At 40.6% G+C, this 20953-nt stretch carries 21 protein-coding genes; 12 read left to right on the top strand and 9 right to left on the bottom strand.

Features of this window, described 5'->3' with window-relative positions:
* Positions 1 to 19 precede the first annotated feature (19 nt).
* The gene (locus RZ44_RS07025; RefSeq protein ID WP_035809846.1) at positions 20 to 1381 is read right to left on the bottom strand and encodes an aldehyde dehydrogenase; all 1362 of its coding nucleotides are present in this window, start codon (positions 1379 to 1381) and stop codon (positions 20 to 22) included.
* Positions 1382 to 1519: 138 nt separating this feature from the next.
* Between RZ44_RS07025 and RZ44_RS07020 the strand changes: the two genes are divergently transcribed.
* Both RZ44_RS07020 and RZ44_RS07015 read left to right on the top strand, forming a co-directional pair.
* Positions 1520 to 2458, top strand: a complete 939-nt coding sequence (locus RZ44_RS07020) for an ABC transporter ATP-binding protein (RefSeq protein WP_035809845.1) — start codon at positions 1520 to 1522, stop codon at positions 2456 to 2458.
* Positions 2455 to 3972 carry an ABC transporter permease/substrate-binding protein gene (locus RZ44_RS07015; RefSeq protein WP_035809843.1) on the top strand — a complete coding sequence of 506 codons (1518 nt, stop codon included), beginning with the start codon at positions 2455 to 2457 and terminating at the stop codon, positions 3970 to 3972. The genes RZ44_RS07020 and RZ44_RS07015 overlap by 4 nt, the downstream gene beginning before the upstream one ends.
* A 65-nt stretch (positions 3973 to 4037) precedes the next feature.
* Here the strand turns inward: RZ44_RS07015 and RZ44_RS07010 are convergent, their stop codons facing one another.
* The 3 genes from RZ44_RS07010 to RZ44_RS07000 all read right to left on the bottom strand — a co-directional run bounded on the left by RZ44_RS07010 (position 4038) and on the right by RZ44_RS07000 (position 7175).
* A complete protein-coding gene (locus RZ44_RS07010) occupies positions 4038 to 4880 on the bottom strand; it encodes an aldo/keto reductase (protein ID WP_035809842.1) in 843 nt (280 codons plus the stop codon).
* 68 nt (positions 4881 to 4948) lie between these two features.
* Positions 4949 to 6052 carry a hypothetical protein gene (locus RZ44_RS07005; protein WP_052108877.1) on the bottom strand — a complete coding sequence of 368 codons (1104 nt, stop codon included), beginning with the start codon at positions 6050 to 6052 and terminating at the stop codon, positions 4949 to 4951.
* 1 nt (position 6053) lies between these two features.
* The gene (locus RZ44_RS07000) at positions 6054 to 7175 is read right to left on the bottom strand and encodes a hypothetical protein (RefSeq protein WP_052108875.1); all 1122 of its coding nucleotides are present in this window, start codon (positions 7173 to 7175) and stop codon (positions 6054 to 6056) included.
* A 189-nt stretch (positions 7176 to 7364) separates the two neighbouring features.
* On the opposite strand from RZ44_RS07000, the gene RZ44_RS06995 reads away from it, so the two are divergent.
* On the top strand, positions 7365 to 8093 hold the full coding sequence (locus tag RZ44_RS06995; protein WP_035809841.1) for an SDR family NAD(P)-dependent oxidoreductase: 729 nt from the start codon (positions 7365 to 7367) through the stop codon (positions 8091 to 8093).
* 59 nt (positions 8094 to 8152) lie between these two features.
* Here RZ44_RS06995 and RZ44_RS06990 read toward each other — a convergent pair whose 3' ends face one another.
* On the bottom strand, positions 8153 to 10114 hold the full coding sequence (locus RZ44_RS06990; RefSeq protein WP_035809839.1) for a fructose-bisphosphatase class III: 1962 nt from the start codon (positions 10112 to 10114) through the stop codon (positions 8153 to 8155).
* A 149-nt stretch (positions 10115 to 10263) separates the two neighbouring features.
* Here RZ44_RS06990 and RZ44_RS11210 point away from each other — a divergent pair, with 149 nt between their 5' ends.
* On the top strand, positions 10264 to 11058 hold the full coding sequence (locus tag RZ44_RS11210; protein WP_052108872.1) for a PepSY domain-containing protein: 795 nt from the start codon (positions 10264 to 10266) through the stop codon (positions 11056 to 11058).
* Between the two features lie 41 nt (positions 11059 to 11099).
* Here RZ44_RS11210 and RZ44_RS06980 read toward each other — a convergent pair whose 3' ends face one another.
* Both RZ44_RS06980 and RZ44_RS06975 read right to left on the bottom strand, forming a co-directional pair.
* Positions 11100 to 12128 carry an acyltransferase family protein gene (locus RZ44_RS06980; RefSeq protein WP_035809837.1) on the bottom strand — a complete coding sequence of 343 codons (1029 nt, stop codon included), beginning with the start codon at positions 12126 to 12128 and terminating at the stop codon, positions 11100 to 11102.
* A gap of 176 nt (positions 12129 to 12304) precedes the next feature.
* Positions 12305 to 12592, bottom strand: a complete 288-nt coding sequence (locus RZ44_RS06975; protein WP_035809835.1) for a YerC/YecD family TrpR-related protein — start codon at positions 12590 to 12592, stop codon at positions 12305 to 12307.
* A gap of 144 nt (positions 12593 to 12736) precedes the next feature.
* Here RZ44_RS06975 and RZ44_RS06970 point away from each other — a divergent pair, with 144 nt between their 5' ends.
* The 8 genes from RZ44_RS06970 to hisIE are packed head-to-tail and all read left to right on the top strand — an operon-like array spanning position 12737 to position 19069.
* The gene (locus tag RZ44_RS06970) at positions 12737 to 13543 is read left to right on the top strand and encodes an ATP phosphoribosyltransferase regulatory subunit (RefSeq protein ID WP_035809834.1); all 807 of its coding nucleotides are present in this window, start codon (positions 12737 to 12739) and stop codon (positions 13541 to 13543) included.
* A complete protein-coding gene (gene hisG / locus RZ44_RS06965) occupies positions 13540 to 14145 on the top strand; it encodes an ATP phosphoribosyltransferase (RefSeq protein ID WP_035809832.1) in 606 nt (201 codons plus the stop codon). Before RZ44_RS06970 ends, hisG begins: the two co-directional genes overlap by 4 nt.
* Entirely contained in the window at positions 14142 to 15374 is a 1233-nt protein-coding gene (hisD, locus tag RZ44_RS06960) for a histidinol dehydrogenase (RefSeq protein ID WP_035809831.1), read from the top strand. Before hisG ends, hisD begins: the two co-directional genes overlap by 4 nt.
* Before the next feature lies 1 nt (position 15375).
* Complete coding sequence (locus RZ44_RS06955; RefSeq protein WP_035809830.1) at positions 15376 to 16362, top strand: pyridoxal phosphate-dependent aminotransferase; 987 nt, start codon at positions 15376 to 15378, stop codon at positions 16360 to 16362.
* Positions 16355 to 16939 carry an imidazoleglycerol-phosphate dehydratase HisB gene (gene hisB, locus RZ44_RS06950; protein WP_035809829.1) on the top strand — a complete coding sequence of 195 codons (585 nt, stop codon included), beginning with the start codon at positions 16355 to 16357 and terminating at the stop codon, positions 16937 to 16939. The genes RZ44_RS06955 and hisB overlap by 8 nt, the downstream gene beginning before the upstream one ends.
* A 47-nt stretch (positions 16940 to 16986) precedes the next feature.
* Positions 16987 to 17688, top strand: coding sequence for a HisA/HisF-related TIM barrel protein (locus RZ44_RS06945; RefSeq protein WP_035809826.1), 702 nt, complete (start codon positions 16987 to 16989; stop codon positions 17686 to 17688).
* Positions 17685 to 18449, top strand: coding sequence for an imidazole glycerol phosphate synthase subunit HisF (gene hisF / locus RZ44_RS06940; protein ID WP_035809823.1), 765 nt, complete (start codon positions 17685 to 17687; stop codon positions 18447 to 18449). The genes RZ44_RS06945 and hisF overlap by 4 nt, the downstream gene beginning before the upstream one ends.
* Entirely contained in the window at positions 18446 to 19069 is a 624-nt protein-coding gene (gene hisIE, locus RZ44_RS06935) for a bifunctional phosphoribosyl-AMP cyclohydrolase/phosphoribosyl-ATP diphosphatase HisIE (protein ID WP_074431618.1), read from the top strand. The genes hisF and hisIE overlap by 4 nt, the downstream gene beginning before the upstream one ends.
* 237 nt (positions 19070 to 19306) lie before the next feature.
* Here the strand turns inward: hisIE and RZ44_RS11310 are convergent, their stop codons facing one another.
* Positions 19307 to 19465, bottom strand: a complete 159-nt coding sequence (locus RZ44_RS11310) for a hypothetical protein (protein WP_171816118.1) — start codon at positions 19463 to 19465, stop codon at positions 19307 to 19309.
* A 24-nt stretch (positions 19466 to 19489) separates the two neighbouring features.
* On the bottom strand, positions 19490 to 20890 hold the full coding sequence (locus RZ44_RS06930) for a YfcC family protein (protein ID WP_035809820.1): 1401 nt from the start codon (positions 20888 to 20890) through the stop codon (positions 19490 to 19492).
* Positions 20891 to 20953: the final 63 nt, after the last annotated feature.

Raw genomic sequence — 20953 nt, 5'->3', positions numbered from 1 at the left:
ATGTGTTGTTAATTTCAGTCTAACTTAAAAACTTTCTGAAAAGCTTGGTTTTTGCTTCGTTAAATGGTGCATAACGAACAGGAATATCAATTAATGTGCTGTTCTTCACGACACTCTTTTCATGTGTAAACGTGTCGAATGAATACTTACCGTGATAATGTCCCATACCGCTGGCACCAACGCCGCCAAACGGCAGGTCATGGTGTGACAGATGCATAATGGTATCATTCACACAGCCGCCGCCGAATGACAGTCTTGACAGCAGTGCTTCAGTATTAATTTCATTTTCAGAAAAGATATAGAACGCGAGCGGTTTAGGCAGTGTCTGCTGGTGGACAATCAGGTCTTCAAGATTATCGTACGTAATAATCGGCAGAATCGGACCGAAGATTTCCTCTTCCATTGCGGGTGAGTCAAATGTGCTGTCCGGTATTAGTGCAGGTGCGATTTTCTGCTCATGTGCATTTAAACTGCCTCCAAGTACCATTTCATTTTCGAGTAATCCTGACAGACGCGTAAAATGCTTTTCATTAATAATCTTAGGATAGTCATCTCTGTGGACAGCATCGCTGTATCGTTCTTCAATTTCAGCAAGCATGCGGTCGATAAATTCCTGTTTCTTCGAACTGTGAATAATCACATGGTCGGGTGCAACGCATGTCTGTCCTGCGTTAACAAATTTACCCCAGGCAATCCGTTTAACCGCAACATCGATATTTGCTGTTTCGTCGACTACAGCAGGGCTTTTGCCGCCAAGTTCCAGTGTTACAGGAGTCAGTGTTTTGCTGGCTATACCCATAATCTCTTTGCCGACACTCGTGCTGCCTGTAAAGAATATATAGTCATACTGCTGCTCATTTACTTCATCGTGCGGTGTATCTGCAGGTGCACAGTAAACATATTCATCGCTGAAAGTATAATTTAGGATTTTCTCTATAATTGCAGCTGTATGCGGACTTGTTTCAGAAGGTTTAACGAGAACACAGTTACCTCCTGCGATCGCACCAATCAGCGGCATCATCGTTAAATTAAAAGGATAGTTCCACGGTGATAAAATAAGTACCACGCCGTACGGATCACGGTAGATATAATTTTTCGCCGGGAAACTCATCATTGAGCCTGAAACTTTCTTTGGGTTATTCCATTTCCTGAGATTTTTAATAACGTAGTCAAATTCTTTATAAACAATGCCGAGCTCTGTCATATATGCTTCGGCTTCGGATTTTCCGAGGTCTTTTTTTACGGCCTCCAGAACCATTCTTTCATTAGCCTGAATGGCAGCTTTCAGCTTCTTTAACTGGCGTATGCGGAAACTGACTGATTTGGTATGGTTTTTATAATAATATTCACGCTGATTTTCAACTATTGATTGTATCGACATGTATAATCCCCTCTCAAAAAAATATATTGTAATATATACTGTTCCCTTTTTATGTTTGTGGTAAATAGGGTATACATCATTATTCCCTATTTTAATACATATAATGATTTACTTAAAATAAAGAGGAGCGGATAATCCATGATTGAGTTTAAGAATGTAACGAAGCGCTACGGCAGTAAAACAGCTGTCGAAGATGCAAGCTTTAATGTTAAAGAAGGGGAGTTCTTTGTTTTAATTGGTCCTTCGGGAAGCGGCAAAACGACAACTCTCAAGATGATTAACAGACTGATTCCCTTAACTGAAGGCTATATTTATTTTAAAGATAAGCCGGTGAGTGATTACGAAGTCTATGAAATGCGCTGGGATATCGGCTATGTATTGCAGCAGATAGCACTGTTCCCGCATATGACAATCGGCGAAAATATTGCACAGGTGCCGCAGATGAAAAAATGGAAAGAAGCGGATATTAGTAAAAAGACTGCTGAACTGATGGTGATGGTGGGACTTGATCCGGATATATATAAAGACCGGAAACCTGCTGAACTTTCAGGAGGACAGCAGCAGCGTGCCGGAGTAATTCGCGCACTGGCAGCGGATCCGCCGGTTATTTTAATGGATGAACCATTCAGTGCTTTAGACCCGATTACAAGGGAAAGCCTGCAGGATGATTTAATAGCACTGCAGAAAGAAATTAAAAAAACAATTGTCTTTGTGACACATGATATTAAAGAGGCAATGAAGCTTGGCGACCGTATTTGTTTATTTAATGAAGGCCGGATTGAACAGATCGGTAGCCCGAATGAGTTTTTATCGAATCCGAAAAATGATTTCGTAAAAGAATTTATAGGATACCGGCAGAAAGAAAATATAACTGTCGGCGAATTCGTCAGCGAAAATTCACAGGAAGTTAACAATGAAGATTATCCTCTTGTGGAAGAAGATACAAAAATTGAAGATGCATTTAAAGTATTTGCGGAACACGAGACAGTAATAGTGAAGACTAAAAATGGAAATAAATGCTTGAACAGACAGGATGTCTTTAAGCATTTATCCCTGAAGCGTGGTGACAGTGCATGACTACATTTTTAGAAACGCTTAATTCTCGTAAAGGCGAACTGCTGTCGACTTTAATAGAACATATTCAGATATCGTTTATCGCGCTCTTGATTGCGGCTGTTATCGGTATACCGCTAGGCGTTATTTTAACAAAAACGAAGCGTACGGCAGAAGTGGTCATTAATGTCGCAGCAGTACTGCAGACGATACCATCCCTGGCATTACTGGGTTTGATGATACCATTGTTCGGTATTGGTGTGGTGCCGGCAATTATCGCGCTCGTTATTTATGCGTTACTTCCGATACTGAGAAATACTTATACAGGTATAGCTGAAGTGGATGACTCGCTCGTTGAAGCAGCACGGGGAATCGGTATGAAGCCGATGCGAAGATTGATGAAAGTAGAGATGCCGATTGCAATGCCGGTCATTATGGCAGGTGTCCGCACAGCAATGGTGCTGATTATCGGTACTGCAACACTCGCTGCACTAATCGGTGCGGGCGGTCTTGGTGATTTAATTCTATTAGGTATCGACAGAAACAATACACACCTCATATTAATCGGTGCTATACCGGCAGCATTACTGGCGATTCTTTTTGATATTATTTTAAGAGTGATTCAAAATCTGTCGTATAAAAAAGCAGTGACACTTGTTGGCACGATATTCATCGTTATTCTGCTCGTAGCGCTAGCACCGTTATTAACGAACCGCGGTGACAGTATAACAATCGCCGGGAAACTTGGTGCAGAGCCGTCGATTATTACGAATATGTATAAAATACTGATTGAGGAAGAAACAGACTACAACGTTAATGTCGAAGATGGGCTTGGCAAAACATCATTCCTGTTCAATGCACTGGAATCTGACGATATCGACGGCTATCTTGAGTTTACAGGAACAGTACTTGGTGAACTCGTCAAGATACCGCCGGAATCCAATGAAGCTGAGGCGGTTTATAATCAGGCAAACACCGCCCTTGATGAACAATTTGACATGACGATGCTTGAACCAATGGCATTTAATAACACATATACACTTGCTGTGAAAAGAGACTTTGCAGAAGAACACGGATTAGAAACAATCGGAGACCTCAGACAAATTGAAGACATTGTTAAACCAGGTTTCACTATGGAGTTTAATGACAGAAAAGAAGACGGTTATCCAGCAATCCAGGAAGCTTATAATTTAAACTTTAATGATGTGGTAACGATGGAACCGCAGCTTCGCTATCAGGCGATTGAGAGCGGTGATATTAATTTGATGGATGCATACGCAACGGATGCAGAGCTTCGCGAATACGATATGGTGATACTTGAAGATACAGAAGCGGTATTCCCGCCTTATCAGGGTGCACCAATGTTTAAACATGAATTTCTTGATGAACATTCGGAGATAGTGGAACCTTTAAATAAACTCTCCGGCATGATTACAGATGAAGAAATGCAGGACATGAATTACCGTGTATCTGTGGAAGATGAAAATCCGTATGATGTAGCAGAAGAATATTTAGCAGAAAATAATTTACTGGAATAAATAAAGCACTTTACCCTCTGAACGAGTCAGAGGGTAAAGTGCTTTTTTCTTGGAATCTTAAGAAACTAAAATTCTTCATACTCATTAGGGTTCTGGTTATCGATACGTCCTTCTTCCTGAGTAAGAGAATCAATTTTCTGCATTTCGGTCTCTGTAAGTTCGAAGTCAAAAATATTTAAGTTTGCCAGCTGATGTTTGGAGCTGGATGCTTTTGGTATTGAAAGCACGCCGTGCTGATAATGCCAGCGGAGAATAACTTGAGCAATTTCTTTATTTTTACTTTCGGCTAATTGTTTTAGTGTTTCATCATAGATAACTGTTCTTGCTCTGGATAACGGACTCCATGCTTCAGTAATAATGCCGTGTTCCTTATTAAACTCTCTCACTTCTTTTTGATTAAAGTAAGGATGTAATTCAATTTGATTCACAGCTGGTTTTACTCCAGTTTCATCGATGAGACGATTAATATGTGCGGGTTCAAAATTTGATACTCCGATTGAGCGGACATAGCCATTTTTCTGAGCCTGGATTAATGCTTTCCATGCTTCTGTGTATTTATCCTGCTTAGGGTTCGGCCAATGTAAGAGGAATAAATCAAAGTACTCCAATCCTGTACGGAACAGTGATTCTTCAATTGCAGCAAGTGCCCTGTCGTAATCATACAGTCCGCCGCGCAATTTTGAAGTCACAAAAATTTCTTCTCTCGGTACCGAACTGCGTCGGATACCTTCCCCGACGGCGCCTTCATTTTCATAGCGAATGGCAGTATCGATGAGACGATAGCCGTTTTTCAGTGCATTTTCAACACTCTCTGCACCGCTCTTGCCGATAACACTTGATGTGCCATAACCGATAGCTGGTATTTTATATCCATCGTGCATTTGAAAAATAGGAATATTATTTGACATTACACCCATCCTTTTCTGAAATTAAGATCATTGTCTTATCTACCACTCTTTAAATTATTAAAACAAAACTATAACTCGTCGTTTTCTTCTTCATTTTCCTGATACCTCATTCGCTGCCGGTAACCGTAAGTACTTTCCTGAATAACCTGCTTATCCTGGAATCCGGCACCAATCGCTCCTGCTACTGTTGTTAGAGAGGCTGCAAACCATGCAAGTTCCAGGTAAAATCTGACCCCGATATGCTCAGCCTGAATAGTTTTTGCGACAAAGTCAGGCGGCAGTAAAATAATGCCCGCTGCCAGAAATAAAAGGTATAAAAGCAAATAATAAAATAACAGTGATATAAATAAGGTTAATAATGTTGTGCTGTTGTACAGTGAAGTTATTCTGCGGCTGCCGCTTTCTTTGTAACTTTCCCATAAGTCGTGGGAAATAATAATCCACAGCAGCATACCGAATATGGCCAGTACTGAAATTGCAGCTAAACGCCATGTCGGAAACAGGTAGCTTAAATTCCACATGGTCGAAAAAATAATACCGAACGCACCTGTAGCAAAGGCAATCGCCGTAACACCGCTTAAACTCTGCATCATATTATATGGATTATTAGCAAAAGTCATGCCGGTGACGAGTCTGGCAGCTCCTCCCATTTTTGAATTCAGATGAAACAGCAGATGTCTCGTTTTTGAATCCTCAAAAAAATCTTTGGAAAAAACCAGTTTTGAAAAGGTGAACATCTTATTGAGAGCACTGTTTTCATCTTTAATATTATCTTCACCCTGATAAATTTTATTTATAATACTGAGTGTATTAATAATAGCCGTTTGAATTTTTCCCTTCAGCGGGCGCCAGCCAAAGGCGGGGATAGATATCATCGCTATGCCATCTGATGTATCGATATCAATGACCACTGTCTTATCTTTATAAAATAAAGGCAGATCAGTAATACTGATTAAAAAATCCCAGCCGTAATCGCGGAAGTATTCGTCTGTTCTGGCAAAGATTTTTTCACTGAATTCCGTTTCGCCGGTCAGCGGATCCACAATAATATCAATTTCCCATTCATCGTCTGTCAGCAATGAGTGCTTTAAATTATCAGCCAGTTCATCTTTAATCTTATAAGTAATATTTTTAGCCGGCCCGGGTGCGGCAATTATACCTAGACGAATCATACTATGCCTCCTCTTTTTTATTCTCTTCAGACTCATCATCTTCTTTTTGCAGTTCCTGATAGCGGTAAAGCTGACGGTAGGAATATGTCACACTGCGGATTTTCTCTTCGCTTTCAGCAGTAGAACCTAATGCACCTGCCAGTATACCGAGGGAAGTTGTAAACCAAATCAGATTGATATAGTTCATGACAGTGAAGTCCTCGTCTGCCTGTGTCCAGTCATTAAAAATTTCAGGAGGAACAAACATCGTAACGGATATTGTAAGCAGAATAAAAAGGATGACGTAGTTCGCAATGGTTACAAATAACAAGGTCATAAAAGTTGTCAGATTATAAAGCCAGCGGTAATGAACTGCTGTTTTTGTTGATGATTTACCCCATAATTTATGAGCGTATATCAGCCAGAACACCATACCGATAACCGCGAAAATCATGAGTAGAAACAGCCGCCAGGGCTGATAATCTATACTGAGCTCCCACGGTGTTGAGAATATTGCAATATATGTGCCGGTGGCAAAAGCCAGGGATACCAGGGTTTTAAAATTAGTAACAATAGACCATGGTTCGTTAATATAAGCCATGCCTAAAATTATTTTCAGCCAGCCGATGATGTAGGATTTAATAATATAGCGGTTGGTACTTTCATTGTCTTCGATTGGAGTTTCCCGGGAAATATTCATTACCGTTGGAGAAGATAACTCTCTAGAGCTGAATGACATGCTGTCTTCATTATATTTATACAAATACTCCATATGATGTGTCACCATACGTCTTAATTTTCTTTTTACAGAAAAAAAACCGAGTGCAGGAAGGGAAATGAGCGACACTGATTTTTGTGAATCAAATTCGGAGACGACCACTCTATTTTCAGACAAACTCGGCAAATCGGTAATACCGATAACATAATCCCAGTCATTTTTTTTCTTTATTTTTGCCATTCTGTGAATTGTTTCGTTAATATATTCCGCCGAACTCGCTAAAGGACTGACTTCAAGTTCAAATTTAAATATACAGTCTGCATCAATATACTTTTCGGTAAGTTCTGGCAACTCATCAATAATTTTTTCAATCAAAGTCCGCGGCATTCCGGGCGCCGGAATCAAACCGACTGTATATGAAGTCATCGAATTCTCCTTTCTTCTGTATGTAAAGATTGCTACCCAGAGTTAATACCCGTTTTTTCATAGTTTAAAGATACTTTTGTTTAATGTGAACAATTTCACATGTAGTTTTCAGTGGTTTTTACTGTATAATCAGAAAATTTAAATGATACAATGTAATTAAGAAAGAAATTCATTTTGGAGGTAATATAAATGGCAAAATTGCAAGATAAAGTCGTCGTTATCACAGGTGGTATTTCAGGGATTGGTAAAGCATCAGCAGACTTATTTAAAGAGGAAGGCGCAAAGCTGGTACTTGTGGATCTAGACGAGCAAAAAGGAAACAAAATTGCAGAAGAGATGGGCGGAGACACAATTTTCGTTCAGGCGGATGTAACGAGCGAGGAAGATGCTAAGAGAGTATTTGATAAAACAATAGAGAAATATGGACGTATAGATATTCTGTTTAATAACGCAGGAATCGGTGCAACGAAACCGACTCATGAAGTAACGTATGATGAATACCGCAAAACGGTAAACGTAGATTTGGATGCAGTATTCTTATTCTCGAAATTGGCAATCGACTACTTCCGTGAGCAAGGCAGCGGTAATATTATTAACACAGCGTCAATGTACGGCTGGATCGGTGCAGCAGGGAGTGCTGCTTATAACGCAGCAAAAGGCGGAGTGATTAACTTAACGAGATCATTAGGTATTGAGTATGCAAAAGAAAATATCAGAGTAAACGCACTCTGTCCTGGATTCATCGATACTCCGATTATACCGGCGGAAGTAAAAGAAGCATTGGCTGAAAGTACGCCAATCGGACGTCTTGGTACATCAGAAGAAATGGCTAAAGCAGCATTGTTCCTAGCATCAGATGACTCTTCATTTATGACAGCAAACACATTAACTGTCGACGGCGGCTTTACAGCACAATAATATATAGCGCCAAAATAACGCTCATAGCAATCTATGAGCGTTATTTTTTATCGTTTTATTTAATTGATATAACGGTGAGTCATTAAGTTTTTCAGCATATCGATTTCATATTTCAGACGTTTACCGATTTCTGTATCTCTTACTTTTTTACGTTCGAGTTCTTCATCGACTATTCTTCTGACTGCGAGAACATCGGATTCATTTTCCAGTACTTTATCTTTGGAGTTAAATTCCTGGTGGGCAACCAGCTGCATGCCGTATGAGTTGAAGAGGAGAGTGTATCCGGCAATGCCTGTCGTCGATTGATAAGCTTTTGAGAAACCCCCGTCGATTACAATTAACTTGCCGTCGGCCTTAATTGGGTTTTCACCTTCTTTTTCTTTAACAGGCGTGTGACCATTTATAATGTGTCCATTCACCGGATCCAGATTGAATTCTTTTAAGAATTTCTCTGCCATTTCAGGCTGTTCACGTAAATAGTAGTACGGGTTCTTTTCTTCTTTATGCGTTGCTTTGTCACTGATAAAGTAACGTTCAAATGTTGTCATGGCACGTTTACCAAACAGCGATGACTTCTTGCCTGTCCATAAGTACCAGATTAAATCTGTAGCGAGGTCTTCAGTCTCATCCAGATTAACGAATGCATGACGTAAATACTTCTCAAATTGATCGAGGAGCTCTCTGCCGTAATAAACTTCACCGTCGATTTCCATGCCTTCCATCTCACAGTTTTCCGTAACTGGAATACAGCCGTGAATCAGCAGGTTGCCGTTATACCGCAAGTACAGACTTCCTTTCTTCATCATAAAGTTCATATGGCGTTTAAGTTTCTCGGACTGCTGAACCGAAATCAGCAGCGTATTCATAACGTCCTGTTCCTCTTCGGTAAGAGCTGAAGGATTATTTGGATTGACTGTACTGAAGCATGTGTTTTCAAGCGGATAAACTTTGCCGTCAACAGTATATTCCATCGTGTCGTAATTAATATTTTCAAGTACTAAACGGTCATCCATTTCAAAGCCTGGGCGTCTTTTAATAATCGGTGCTTCCAGCTTAAACTGAATCATTGATATTGCCTGCTGAACTTTAGTCATCTGCAGCTGTTCGTGATCGGATAACACTTTGTCCGATGTTTTCTTCGGATGGAATGCAGGATTATCATCGTAGTACTTATCTGCGAGCGTAAATAACGGGCGCAGATTAATACCGTATGCATCTTCAATAATATCGAGATTATTGTAGCGTGCACAAATACGAATAATATTTGCGAGGCATACTTTGGAGCCGGCATAAGCTCCGAGCCACAGCACATCGTGATTTCCCCACTGAATATCGACTGAGTGGTAATCAATCAGCGTGTCCATGATTTTATCGGGTTCAGGTCCACGGTCATAAATATCACCGACAACGTGCAGGTGATCAACAACCAGACGCTGAATCGTAAAAGCAAGGCCCGTAATTAATTTATCAGCCTGACCCAGTTCGATAATTTCGTTTAAAATACGATCGTAATAACGTTTTTTGTTATCGTGCTCATCTTTTTTATATAACAGCTCTTCGATTATGTAAGCAAAATGCTGAGGCAGTGCTTTACGCAATTTGGAACGGGTATATTTTGAAGAAGAATGAGCAACAAGCTCAATCAGCTGTTCAATTTTAGCTTTATACCAGTCAGTTAATTCCTCTTTATCCGTGAACTGGTTTTTAATAAGTTTTAATTTTTCCTCCGGATAATAAACGAGAGCTGCAAGTTCACTGAGCTCAGCTTCTGAAAGACGGTCCTGAAGCAGGTCGTCAATTTTCACTTTCACGTTGCCGGACCCGTTACGGAGTACATGCTGGAACGATTGGAACTCGCCGTGCAGATCACTGACGAAATGCTCGGTGCCTTTAGGGAGTTCTAAAATAGATTCCAGGTTTATAATTTCAGTCGCAACTTTTTCTTCTGAATTAAACTTTTCAGCCAGCAGCTGAAAATAACGTGTTTTATATTCTTCATTACTGTTATCTGATACAGTCACTGATTAACACTCCTATAGTTAAATCTCATAATAGTTCCATTATATCCATAACTGTATAAATGATAAATGGTTATCGTCTTAATAAAATATGTTTGTCTGTAACAGCAACAGGATATTATAAGACTAAGACGTTGAAAGGAGAATTCACAATGAAAATAAAAACAATTGGACTGCTGCTGTCCTCGAGTTTAATTATGGCAGCATGCAGCAGTGAAGATGAGGATTCAGCGAATACATCCCCTGAAGGTGCAGCGATAACAGAAGAGGAAGCATCGGATGAAGGTGAAGAAACAAGCACAGAGCACGGCGGTACGGAACAGGATGCAGCAACGGAAGAAAATACACCGGATGAGGGCGCAGACAATGGTGAAGACTCCGATACGAGTACAGATTCTAATGCAGATGAAGCAGACGATGTTGATGATTCATCAAGTGAAAGTACTGAAACGGAAGGCTCTTCCAATAAAGTCGATACTGACAGCGGTCAATCAGGTAATCAGACAATCGCACTTGAAGATATCAGTCTGATGGCGGCTGATGCCATTTCCATAGCTGAAGAAGAAGCTGAAGGTGATATCCACGAAATTTCATTTGAAAAAGACGGTGACAGCTGGGTTTATAAAGTCGACTTAAATAACGGCAGTGAAGAGTCTGAAGTTGTAGTTGACCACGACACAGAAGAAGTCATTGATGTTAGAACTGAACAAGACGATGACGATGATAATCAGGACGAAGTGATTGATTACAACTCACTGAACGAAGCTTATGATGCAATTGATGAAGCGATTGCAGACATTGGCGGCGGGGAAGTTAAAGAATGGTCATTAAGTATGGATGATGGTACCCCTGAATACGACATCGATCTTGAATATGAAGGACAGAAACACGAATATACAATTAATGCAGAAACACTGGAAATCCTTGAAAGTGAACAGGATGATTAGTAAATGCAAAAAAGACGTCCGAAATCGGGCGTCTAATTTTTTTATCTCGAGACATTCGACATAGCCAGCTGTCTTTCTTTATAAAGTTTAAACAGTACATTATGACTCGGTTTTTCTACATAGTGAAGGATTATATGTGCGACTGCAAGACTGATTCCGAGCGGGACAGCAAGAAATACTTCATGCAGAAATCCGAGCGATTCGAGTTTCTGAATAATTACATAGCCGATATTCTGGTGAATTAAATATAAGGGGAATGATAACGCTCCAAGATAAACAAGCGTATTGGATTTCAGCCACTGCATTTTATCATTCAGTATCAGAAAAAATACAGCGATGAAAAATAGAGTGAATAAACCGTTCGTCATTCCTTCAAATGAGAAATCATATATCAGTGATGCACCTATCATCAGATAATATTTAAAATGATTACCGTGCTGCCAAATGTAGTAAAACATAATACCGGTGATAAACATCTGACAGTAATTCGACATGGAGAATTTCTCAAGCAATGCTGTTGTTTCTGTACCTGCAATACCGTTTGTAATTTGTATTATCGCAGATGTTCCGAGCCAGATACTGGTAAACAGCATAACTCTCTTCTGCAGATTAAAAATCAGGAGCAGTGCCATTAACAGATAGAATGTCAGTTCCACACGGAGTGACCAGTATACGCCGTCGACGTTTTTAACGCCGAAGAAGTCCTGGAACATTGTCATATTGATAAACGTATCGATAACACCTGTTTTAAGCGTATCGACAGATGACAGGCCGACAACGAGAGCCGTCACGACAATCGCAAAGATATACGTGGGGTAAAGTCGTATTGCTCTTTTTGTTAAAAAATCTGATGTTGATTTTACTTTTAGCACCGACATGTAAATAACGAAGCCGCTGATGATAAAAAACAGCTGGACCCCGTAATGTCCAAAAGACAGTATGTCGATATAGTTTTCTTTTAAATGTCCAAATTTCTCATCATAAAAAACAATGTAGTGATAAAGTACGACAATCATAGCAGCGATGCCGCGGAGTGCGTCAATTTCAGCGAATCTTTTCTTTTCAGCCATTTTGATATCCCTCATAGTCCGACAGAGTTTATATATACTCCTTATATTTTGCGTTGTTCCAATGATTGAATCACTATATATCATCCGCACGCCGGAATTCAAATAAAAAGCGGCTAAACAAAAGAACAGCTGTGAACACATGTTCACAGCTGTGGAAATTGCAGTAACGCCTGGCGTTATTTTATTCTGTCGAGAACAGTACGGTAGCCTTCACTGCCGTAGTCCAGACAGCGTTTGACACGCGATACAGTTGCGCTAGATGCACCCGTTTTTTCCTGAACTTTGGAGTATGTTTTGCCTTCATCAATAAGCTTTGCAACCTGGAAACGCTGCTTTAATGCAACGAGTTCATTGGAAGTGCAAATATCGTCAAAAAATTTATAGCAGTCTTCTTTGGTTTCCAACGATAGAATTCCGTCGAACAAATCATCCAGTTCCCGCCCTTTTAATTTATCAATCTGCATAGCCTCAACTCCGTAAAAATAATTGTATTATCACTTTAACATACTAAAGTGATAAAGAAAATGGTTGTGTATATGAATTATTTTTGTTACTATTTTATTTATTGGCAATTCTTTATCTCGCTAAAGTGCTAAAGGAGAGTATTTATGACAAACAACAAATTCATTTTGCAAAGACTCGCTCTTGGAGAGAAATATATGGGACTCCTCGACGAAACAGGTTACACCCTGGTTGATATGAACATGATAGAACCTTTTTCCATGGATGATAAATACCATCACCCGACGAGTGTCGTATTTGAAAGAAGTAATGCAATGTATGCGATCCGCAGCGACTGGACTCGGACGCTGCTGAATTTCAACAGCAACTTCTATTCAGACGATACACGTTTCGGTTATTTTGGACCGGTTGTCAGAGAGAACGAATCTTTCTATCAGGCTGGTGTCGAAATTTATAAAGCCGAGGAAGAGGACATTATAAATGCACTTTTAATGCATATGAATTTTGTTGAAGAATGTGCAAAAACATCAATTAAAACCCTGGTTATAAATAATGATCAGCTGATTGATTTATTTATTGAAAAATATAATCTGCCGGATACAATGCGTCAGCTCATCTATACAAAAAACATTTCAGAACTTCGTGAACTGCTCGGCAAAAATCACGACTTATATAAAATCATGAGTGCGAAAGTAAGCGATCAGTTTAAAATGGTCAGCAGCATTTTTGGAGATACAGAAGTGATGCAGGCAATTGCACATTTAAAAGAAAAGATAGACGAAGAAGAAACAAAATTCATTCTGGATCTGTCTTTCCGTTCACCGCAAAATTATTATAATGGTTTATATTTCCAGGCATTTTTAAATTCCAACTCAGCAATATTAAGCGGTGGAGAGTATAACAGTAATGCATTCGGCATCGCATTAAACCTGACAGACGGAGGGATTTTATGATTACAGTAGCATTATCCAAAGGACGTTTGTTTGATGATTTCGTTTCATATCTGGAGAAATATGAACTGTATAAATACAGTAAAGTATTAAAAGATGAATCACGTGCACTCTATACAATTGTGGATGACATTCGCTTTATCTTTGCAAAAGGACCTGACGTTCCTGTTTATGTGGAACGCGGCGTTGCAGATATCGGTATAGTCGGCAGTGATATTCTTGAAGAAGAAGTGTTCAGCTACTTAAATGTATCGGGTCTTCCATTTGGTAAATGCCATTTTGCAATAGCGGGGCCTCCGGATGTTGAGCACTTCAACACAGTAGCTTCCAAATATACAAATATAGCGCGCAAATATTTTAACGACCAGCAGCAGCCGGTATCGCTGATTCATTTAAACGGTTCAGTGGAACTTGCACCGATTCTCGGTCTGGCAGACGGTATTGTGGATATCGTGCAGACAGGGAACACGCTGCGTGATAATGGTCTGATTGAATACGAAAAGATTCTCGACGTCCAGGCGCGTCTGATTGCGAATAAGCAGACGTTTTATACGAAAGAAGACAGCATCTATGAATTTTTAAGCGAAATTGGAGTGATTGAATGAATGCGGAGACCTTTAAACAAAATTTTACAGCTGATGACAGCACAGATAAAGAAAGCCTCGATAATGTGCTTTCTATAATAGAAGACGTAAAACAGAATAAAGATGATGCACTAAAAAAATACACAGCACAGTTCGATGGCCAGAAAATCGAAGATTTTAAAGTGCCTGCAGAAAAATTGAAAAATAGTTTTGATAATTTAAGTATTGACGAACAAAATTCGCTGATACTTATAAAAGAACGTATTGCCAATTATCAGCAGTCAATAAAATATAAAGACTTCGAAGATGGTGAATTCTCTTATGTCTATCATCCGCTTGAACGTATCGGTATTTACATTCCGGGAGGGACAGCGTTATACCCTTCAAGTGTACTGATGACAGCAGTTCCGGCAACAGCGGCAGGTGTCGGAAATATCGTTGCTGTAACGCCAACTTTCACAGAAGACAACATTACATTCGCCGCCCTGTATCTTGCAGGCGTGACCGAGGTTTATACTGTGGGCGGCGCTCAGGCCATCGCAGCGCTTGCATACGGTACAGAGTCTATTAAGAAGGTCGATAAAATCGTCGGGCCCGGAAATAAGTACGTTGCCCTTGCGAAAAAACAAGTATTTGGAGATGTCGGTATCGATATGATTGCCGGCCCAAGCGAAATTTTACTGTACGTCGATGAATCCGCGGACTATACAGCAGTCGCTTACGATATTTTTGCCCAGGCGGAACACGATGTGAATGCACGGACTTTCCTGCTCGCAGATAATCAGGAAGTTATTGAAGGTATTCAAAGTGAGGTGGACCGTTTAATCAGCTCTCAGGTAAGGGCAGACGTTATTCGTGAATCGCTGAAAAACAATCATTATCAAATTGCAGATACACGAGAAGCACTGATAGATGTAATTAACTTCATTGCACCGGAACACGTATCAATCCAGCATGCTGATGAACAGAATATCAGCCGCAAAATCCGTTATGCAGGCGCGGTCTTTATCGGCAAATACTCACCGGAAGCAATTGGTGACTATGCAGCAGGTCCTTCACACGTGCTGCCGACGAATCAGACCGGACGTTTCAGTCATGGACTGAATGTTAATGATTTTTTAACAAGTCATGCAGTGATTAATCTAAAAGAGGGAACATACAATAATATCGCAGAAGCTGCGAAGACAATTGCACAAAAGGAAGGACTCGATGCGCACTACGAGTCATTAAATATTAGAACGGAGCGATAATATGATCAGTATGGACAGAAATACTTCACCGAAGTCACCTCTTTCAAAAGAACAGATTATTAAGGCGGTCAACCGTACAAATATTGAAGTGTATCCGGAAGAGGAACTGACACGTTTCAAAAGACTGTATGCAGAACGTAACGGTTTTTCACCGGAAAACATTGAAGTGGCAAATGGTTCGGATGAATGGCTGCAGAAAATTATTATGACACTGGGGAAAAATGGTGTAATGTCACTGAATCCGGACTTTGTCATGTATCAGATTTATACCAATCAGGTGGGATTCCGGTATTACTCAGTACCGTCCCGTGAAGATTATTCGTTCGATTATGATTTAACAATCAGTGAAATTAAAGCTAAGAAACCATCGGTATTCTTTATTTCCAATCCGCATAATCCGACAGGCGTACTGCTGCCGAGTCATTTTATTAATGAGCTTGCGGATGCAATGAAATCGATTGGAGGATACTTAGTAATTGATGAAGCATACGGTGAATTTGCACTGGATCACCCGGTACCGGAAGGCGAGCACATCATTATCGTCCGTACGATGAGCAAAGTATACGGTCTGGCAGGCTTAAGAATCGGTATCGTTATCGCAAAAGGAAAAACTTATGAAACGATTACGAGAATTAATCACCCGTATCCGTTAAACAGTTTAACTTTAAATTTGGGCAGTGAATTACTCAGCAATGAGGCTCAGTTGAACGACTGGTTTGAATACCAGAAGAAACTGCAGCAGTCGCTTGCTGACGCATTTGAAACAGTGCGCCGACACATTAAAATTAAACCCACGCATACAAACTTTGTATTTACTTACGGTGACAAAGCGAAAGATTTATATGAATATCTTTATAAAAATGGCTACAGGGGCAGAGTGTACGATGAACCGAATTTAAAAAATGCCGCACGTTTTTCAATTATCGATGAAGATGAGTATCCGAGACTGAAAGAACTGATTACAGAATGGGGTAAATCGTATGACTAGGTACAGCAAAGACAGAGAAACGAAAGAGACAAAATTAAGTGTTGAAATAGATGATGAAAAGGACTTTAAAGAGTCTGAAATAGATACGGGCATCGGATTTTTTGACCACATGCTGACACTGTTCAGTTTTCACTCGGAACTGTACGTAAATATTAAGGCGGAAGGTGATCTATACGTTGACGGTCACCACACTGTTGAAGATATCGGTATAGTGCTCGGTCAGCTGCTGAGAGAGCTGTATGCTGAAAAAGAAAGCTATCAGCGCTACGGTTCAATGTACCTGCCGATGGACGAATCACTTGCACGTGTCGTGCTTGATTTATCAGGCAGACCTCACCTCAGCTTTAATGCAGTTATTTCGAGAGAGAAAGTCGGCGACTTTGATACGGAACTTACAGAAGAGTTCTTTAATGCAGTCGCAATGAACTCGAGAATGACACTGCATATCGATCTTTTAAAAACAGGCAACTCACATCATGAAATCGAAGCGATATTCAAAGGCTTTGCACGCAGCCTGAAGATTGCACTGCAGTCATCGGAAAGCGGCGTGCCTTCTTCAAAAGGTGTTATTGAGTAGAGTAATAATATACAGATTAAAACAGCATAGGAAAAGGGAGTTTTCACATGAATATTATTCCGGCGATAGATTTAATTGACGGTCAGAACGTCCGTTTGTCACAAGGGGATTACGAGAAAAAATCACAGATGAAAAGAACGCCTGAAGAAGCACTCGAGTTCTATGCAGGATATAAATCGGTAACGAGAATTCACGTCGTTGATTTAATGGGTGCACTGAAACAAGAAGCGCTGGAATCGAATCTCGTAAAAAAACTGTCAGAGCTGTCTTCACTGCCGCTTGAAATCGGCGGCGGGCTGCGTTCACTTGAAACAATCGGGAAGTATCATGAAATGGGCGTTGAGTATTTTATACTCGGCACACGTGCAATTATTGATGTGCCGTGGCTGACTGAAGCGGTTAAAAAATTTCCCGGGAAAATATTCGTGGGCGTGGATGCAAAGGAAGATGACATTTACATTAACGGATGGACTGAAAACAGCGGCGTTAAAATAGATGAATACTTAGCTGAAATCGAAGCATTGGACCTGGCCGGAATTATCTATACGGATATAAATAAAGACGGTATGGGACTTGGGCCGAACTTTGAAAATACAGCACGAATTAACGATTTAACCCGTCATAAAGTAGTCGCAAGCGGCGGTGTAAGAAATAAAGCAGATCTTGATAAGCTGGAGAGTCTTGGCATAACCGAGGCAATCGTAGGTAAATCCAGTCACACTGATGAATTTTGGGAGGGAATTGAATAATGCAGAAAAAAATAATACCATGTCTCGACGTTAAAGACGGTGCAGTAGTTAAAGGTGTTAACTTCGTCGACCTGCAGCACATCGGCAAACCGGCGGAGCTTGCTGAAAGATATAACGAAGAAGGTGCAGATGAACTTGTCTTCCTGGATATCTCGAAAACTCAGGAAGGCCACGCACTGATGCTTGATGCGATTCGCGAAACAGCAAGCGTGTTATCAATTCCCCTGACAATCGGCGGCGGTATCAAAACAAAAGATGATATTAAACAGCTGCTTGAAGCAGGAGCTGATAAGGTCAGCATTAACTCTGCAGCATTATCCAACCCCGAGTTTATCCGTGAAGCAGCAGAAGAATTCGGCAGTGAAAGTATTGTTATTGCTGTAGATGTCAAGTTCAGCAATGACCTTGAAGACTACTATGTCTATACACACGGCGGTACGAAACGTGCAGATAAAAAAGCAGCAGAGTGGATAGCTGAGTGCGAACAGCTCGGAGCGGGAGCACTGCTGATTACAAGCATGGACCACGACGGTGTGAAGAGCGGCTTCGATCTTGAGTTTTTAGAACAGGCAGCAGACATGGTCAGCATTCCTGTTATTGCGAGCGGCGGTGCCGGCAGCATCGGTCACTTTAAAGATCTTTTCGGCAGAACGAAAGTAGCTGCAGGACTTGCAGCATCAATATTCCATAGAGAAGAAGTGCAGATTGGTGAGTTAAAACAAGCGCTCGCTGACGATGGATTCGAGGTGCGTGTGCAGTGAAACCGGATTTCAGTAAAAATAACGGGATGCTGTCAGTCATACTGCAGGATACGAATACAAAGCAGGTGCTGATGAACGGCTTTATGAATAAAGAAGCTTTTGAGAAAACGAAAACAGACAATGTCGTCTGGTTTTACTCGCGTTCCAAAGAACGATTATGGAAAAAAGGTGAATCGAGCGGTAACGTGCAGGAAGTTGTTTCAATGCAGCTGGACTGCGATCAGGACGCATTGCTGATAGAAGTTGTGCCGCACGGTCCAACATGTCACACAGGCACACAGAGCTGCTTTAACGATGACTATTTCAGCCTGCAGACGCTGGAGCGCACAGTACAGAACAAAATTCAGAAACCTGAAGAAGGATCTTACACTAAATATTTAATCGATAAAGGCACCGATAAAATCCTGAAAAAATGCGGTGAAGAGATGACGGAAGTTATTATCGCTGCGAAAAATAAAGATAAACAGGAACTTGTCGATGAGACGAGTGATCTTCTGTATCACATGCTGGTGATGCTGAATAATGAAGGCGTATCGCTGAAAGACGTCGAGAATAAACTTGAAGAGCGGCACGGTGAAAAACAGGAATACAGTATTCGTGACGATATAGAGAAGTGGTAGAGTTGATGTGAAGAGTGAAGCGGAGAACCTGAGGGGTTTTCCGTTTTTTTTTGTGCAGGGGTAGTGTTTGGAAGTTCTATGAGCGCTCATCATAGGAGTCCGGAGTGTTTAGAAATTCTATGAGCGTTCTTCATAGAACGCCAGAGCAGTATCGCTCCAGCACCATCCGCAAAAAACCGCTCAAAATCCCGGCAGACGGAATTTCAAGCGGTTTATCAAACTTTATCTTCAATCATATTACTTTTTTCTTCTGACGGATATAACAACTTCGTCATCGCCGAACATACGGCGGCATATTTTTCGTGCATCGATTTGATCACGGGCACAAATTTCCTGCGTCGCAATTCTGTTATCTTTTTCCACAGTTATTTCAAATCGTTTCGTACCGCATCTCATAAATTCTCATCCTTGCTAATTTTTCTAGAATGGTCCCCAATTTATGAAGTAAGCAATAATCAGGAACACAGCACCTAAACCATACCATATTAATAAGAGCGGCCAAATAAATTTAATCCAGTCCGTATACTTTATTTTAGCAATAGCGAGTGCAGCCATAAAATATCCTGAAGTTGGATAGAAGATATTTGAGAATCCGTCCCCAAACTGGAATGCGAGAACTGCAGTCTGTCTTGTCATATCTGTTAAATCAACAAGGCCGACCATAATCGGCATTGTTGCCGCCGCCTGCCCGCTTCCGGATGGAATTAAGAAGTTAAGCAGACCCTGGGTCACCATCATAGCTACCGGTACAAATGTTTCCGGAATCATTGTTACAATAATGCTTAAGCCGTAGACAACGGTATCTAAGATAGCTCCGTCTTCAAGAACTACGGAAATAGCGCGTGCAACCCCGACGATTAATGCACCGAGAATAATATTCTGAATACCTTCATTCATTGCTTCAGCAATACCTGAAGGCTTAAGACCGGCAACTAGTCCGCTGACAATACCTGCGAATAAGTAGAAACCGGCAAGTTCGGTAAAGTACCATTGATACTGGAAAATACCAAATAGCATAAATCCTAGTGCAAGAATAAAGATACCAGTACCTACATAAGTGCGTGTGCTGAGTTCAGGACCGTCAGTTTCATCTTTAATAAACTGAGAATTGTCCACATTATCAGTAATTAAAGTTTTGGAAGGGTCTTTCTGAACTTTTTTAATATAAAAGATGATAAACAGTATACCGACGGCAAGCATTACTGCCAGGATAATTAAACGGAAACCGATTCCCGAATAAAGAGGCAGCTCTGCAACTGTCTGCGCTGTTCCTAGGTTAGCTGGTGCTGTAATTGCGACAGCAAAACCGACAACTGTAGCCATTAAGACAGTACCGGTGGCAGCCATACGGTCATAGCCAAGCCGTAAAAATAAAGGAAGCAGAGCAGGTAAGAATATAAGTGATGATTCTATATTACCCGTCAGTGCTACAAATAGTGCTAAAGGAATAACTATTGTCGGAATGATCAGCATCCCTTTATTGCCAAATGACCGAATCAGGAAATTGAGTATTACATCAATAATGCCTGCTTTCTCAATAACTCTGAATAGAGCACCGATTGCCATAATACCGAATATGATAGCAACCGTCTCTTCAACACCTCTCGGTATTGCAGTCATAAAGTCCAGAATACCCACGGGTGTTTGTTCAGCATAGCTGAATGTATCTGGGATGATTATTGAGCGGCCGTCAACTTCTTCTCTGTCATAAGAGCCTGCGGGGACTATGTAAGTGGCTATTACAGATAAAGTAATTAAAGCGAATAGTATTACGTAAATGTGGGGCATAACAAATTTGCGTTTTGATTTACTTTCGTTCATTCATAAAACCCTCCCGAATTGTTTTGATGTAAAGCAATCTATTGCATAAATGCCATTATACAC

Origin of the sequence: Jeotgalicoccus saudimassiliensis (assembly GCF_000756715.1) — a bacterium.
GTDB classification, from domain to species: Bacteria; Bacillota; Bacilli; order Staphylococcales; family Salinicoccaceae; genus Jeotgalicoccus; species Jeotgalicoccus saudimassiliensis.
The sequence above is the reverse complement of the archived record's forward strand: the minus strand, read 5'-3'. Positions and strand labels throughout refer to the sequence as shown.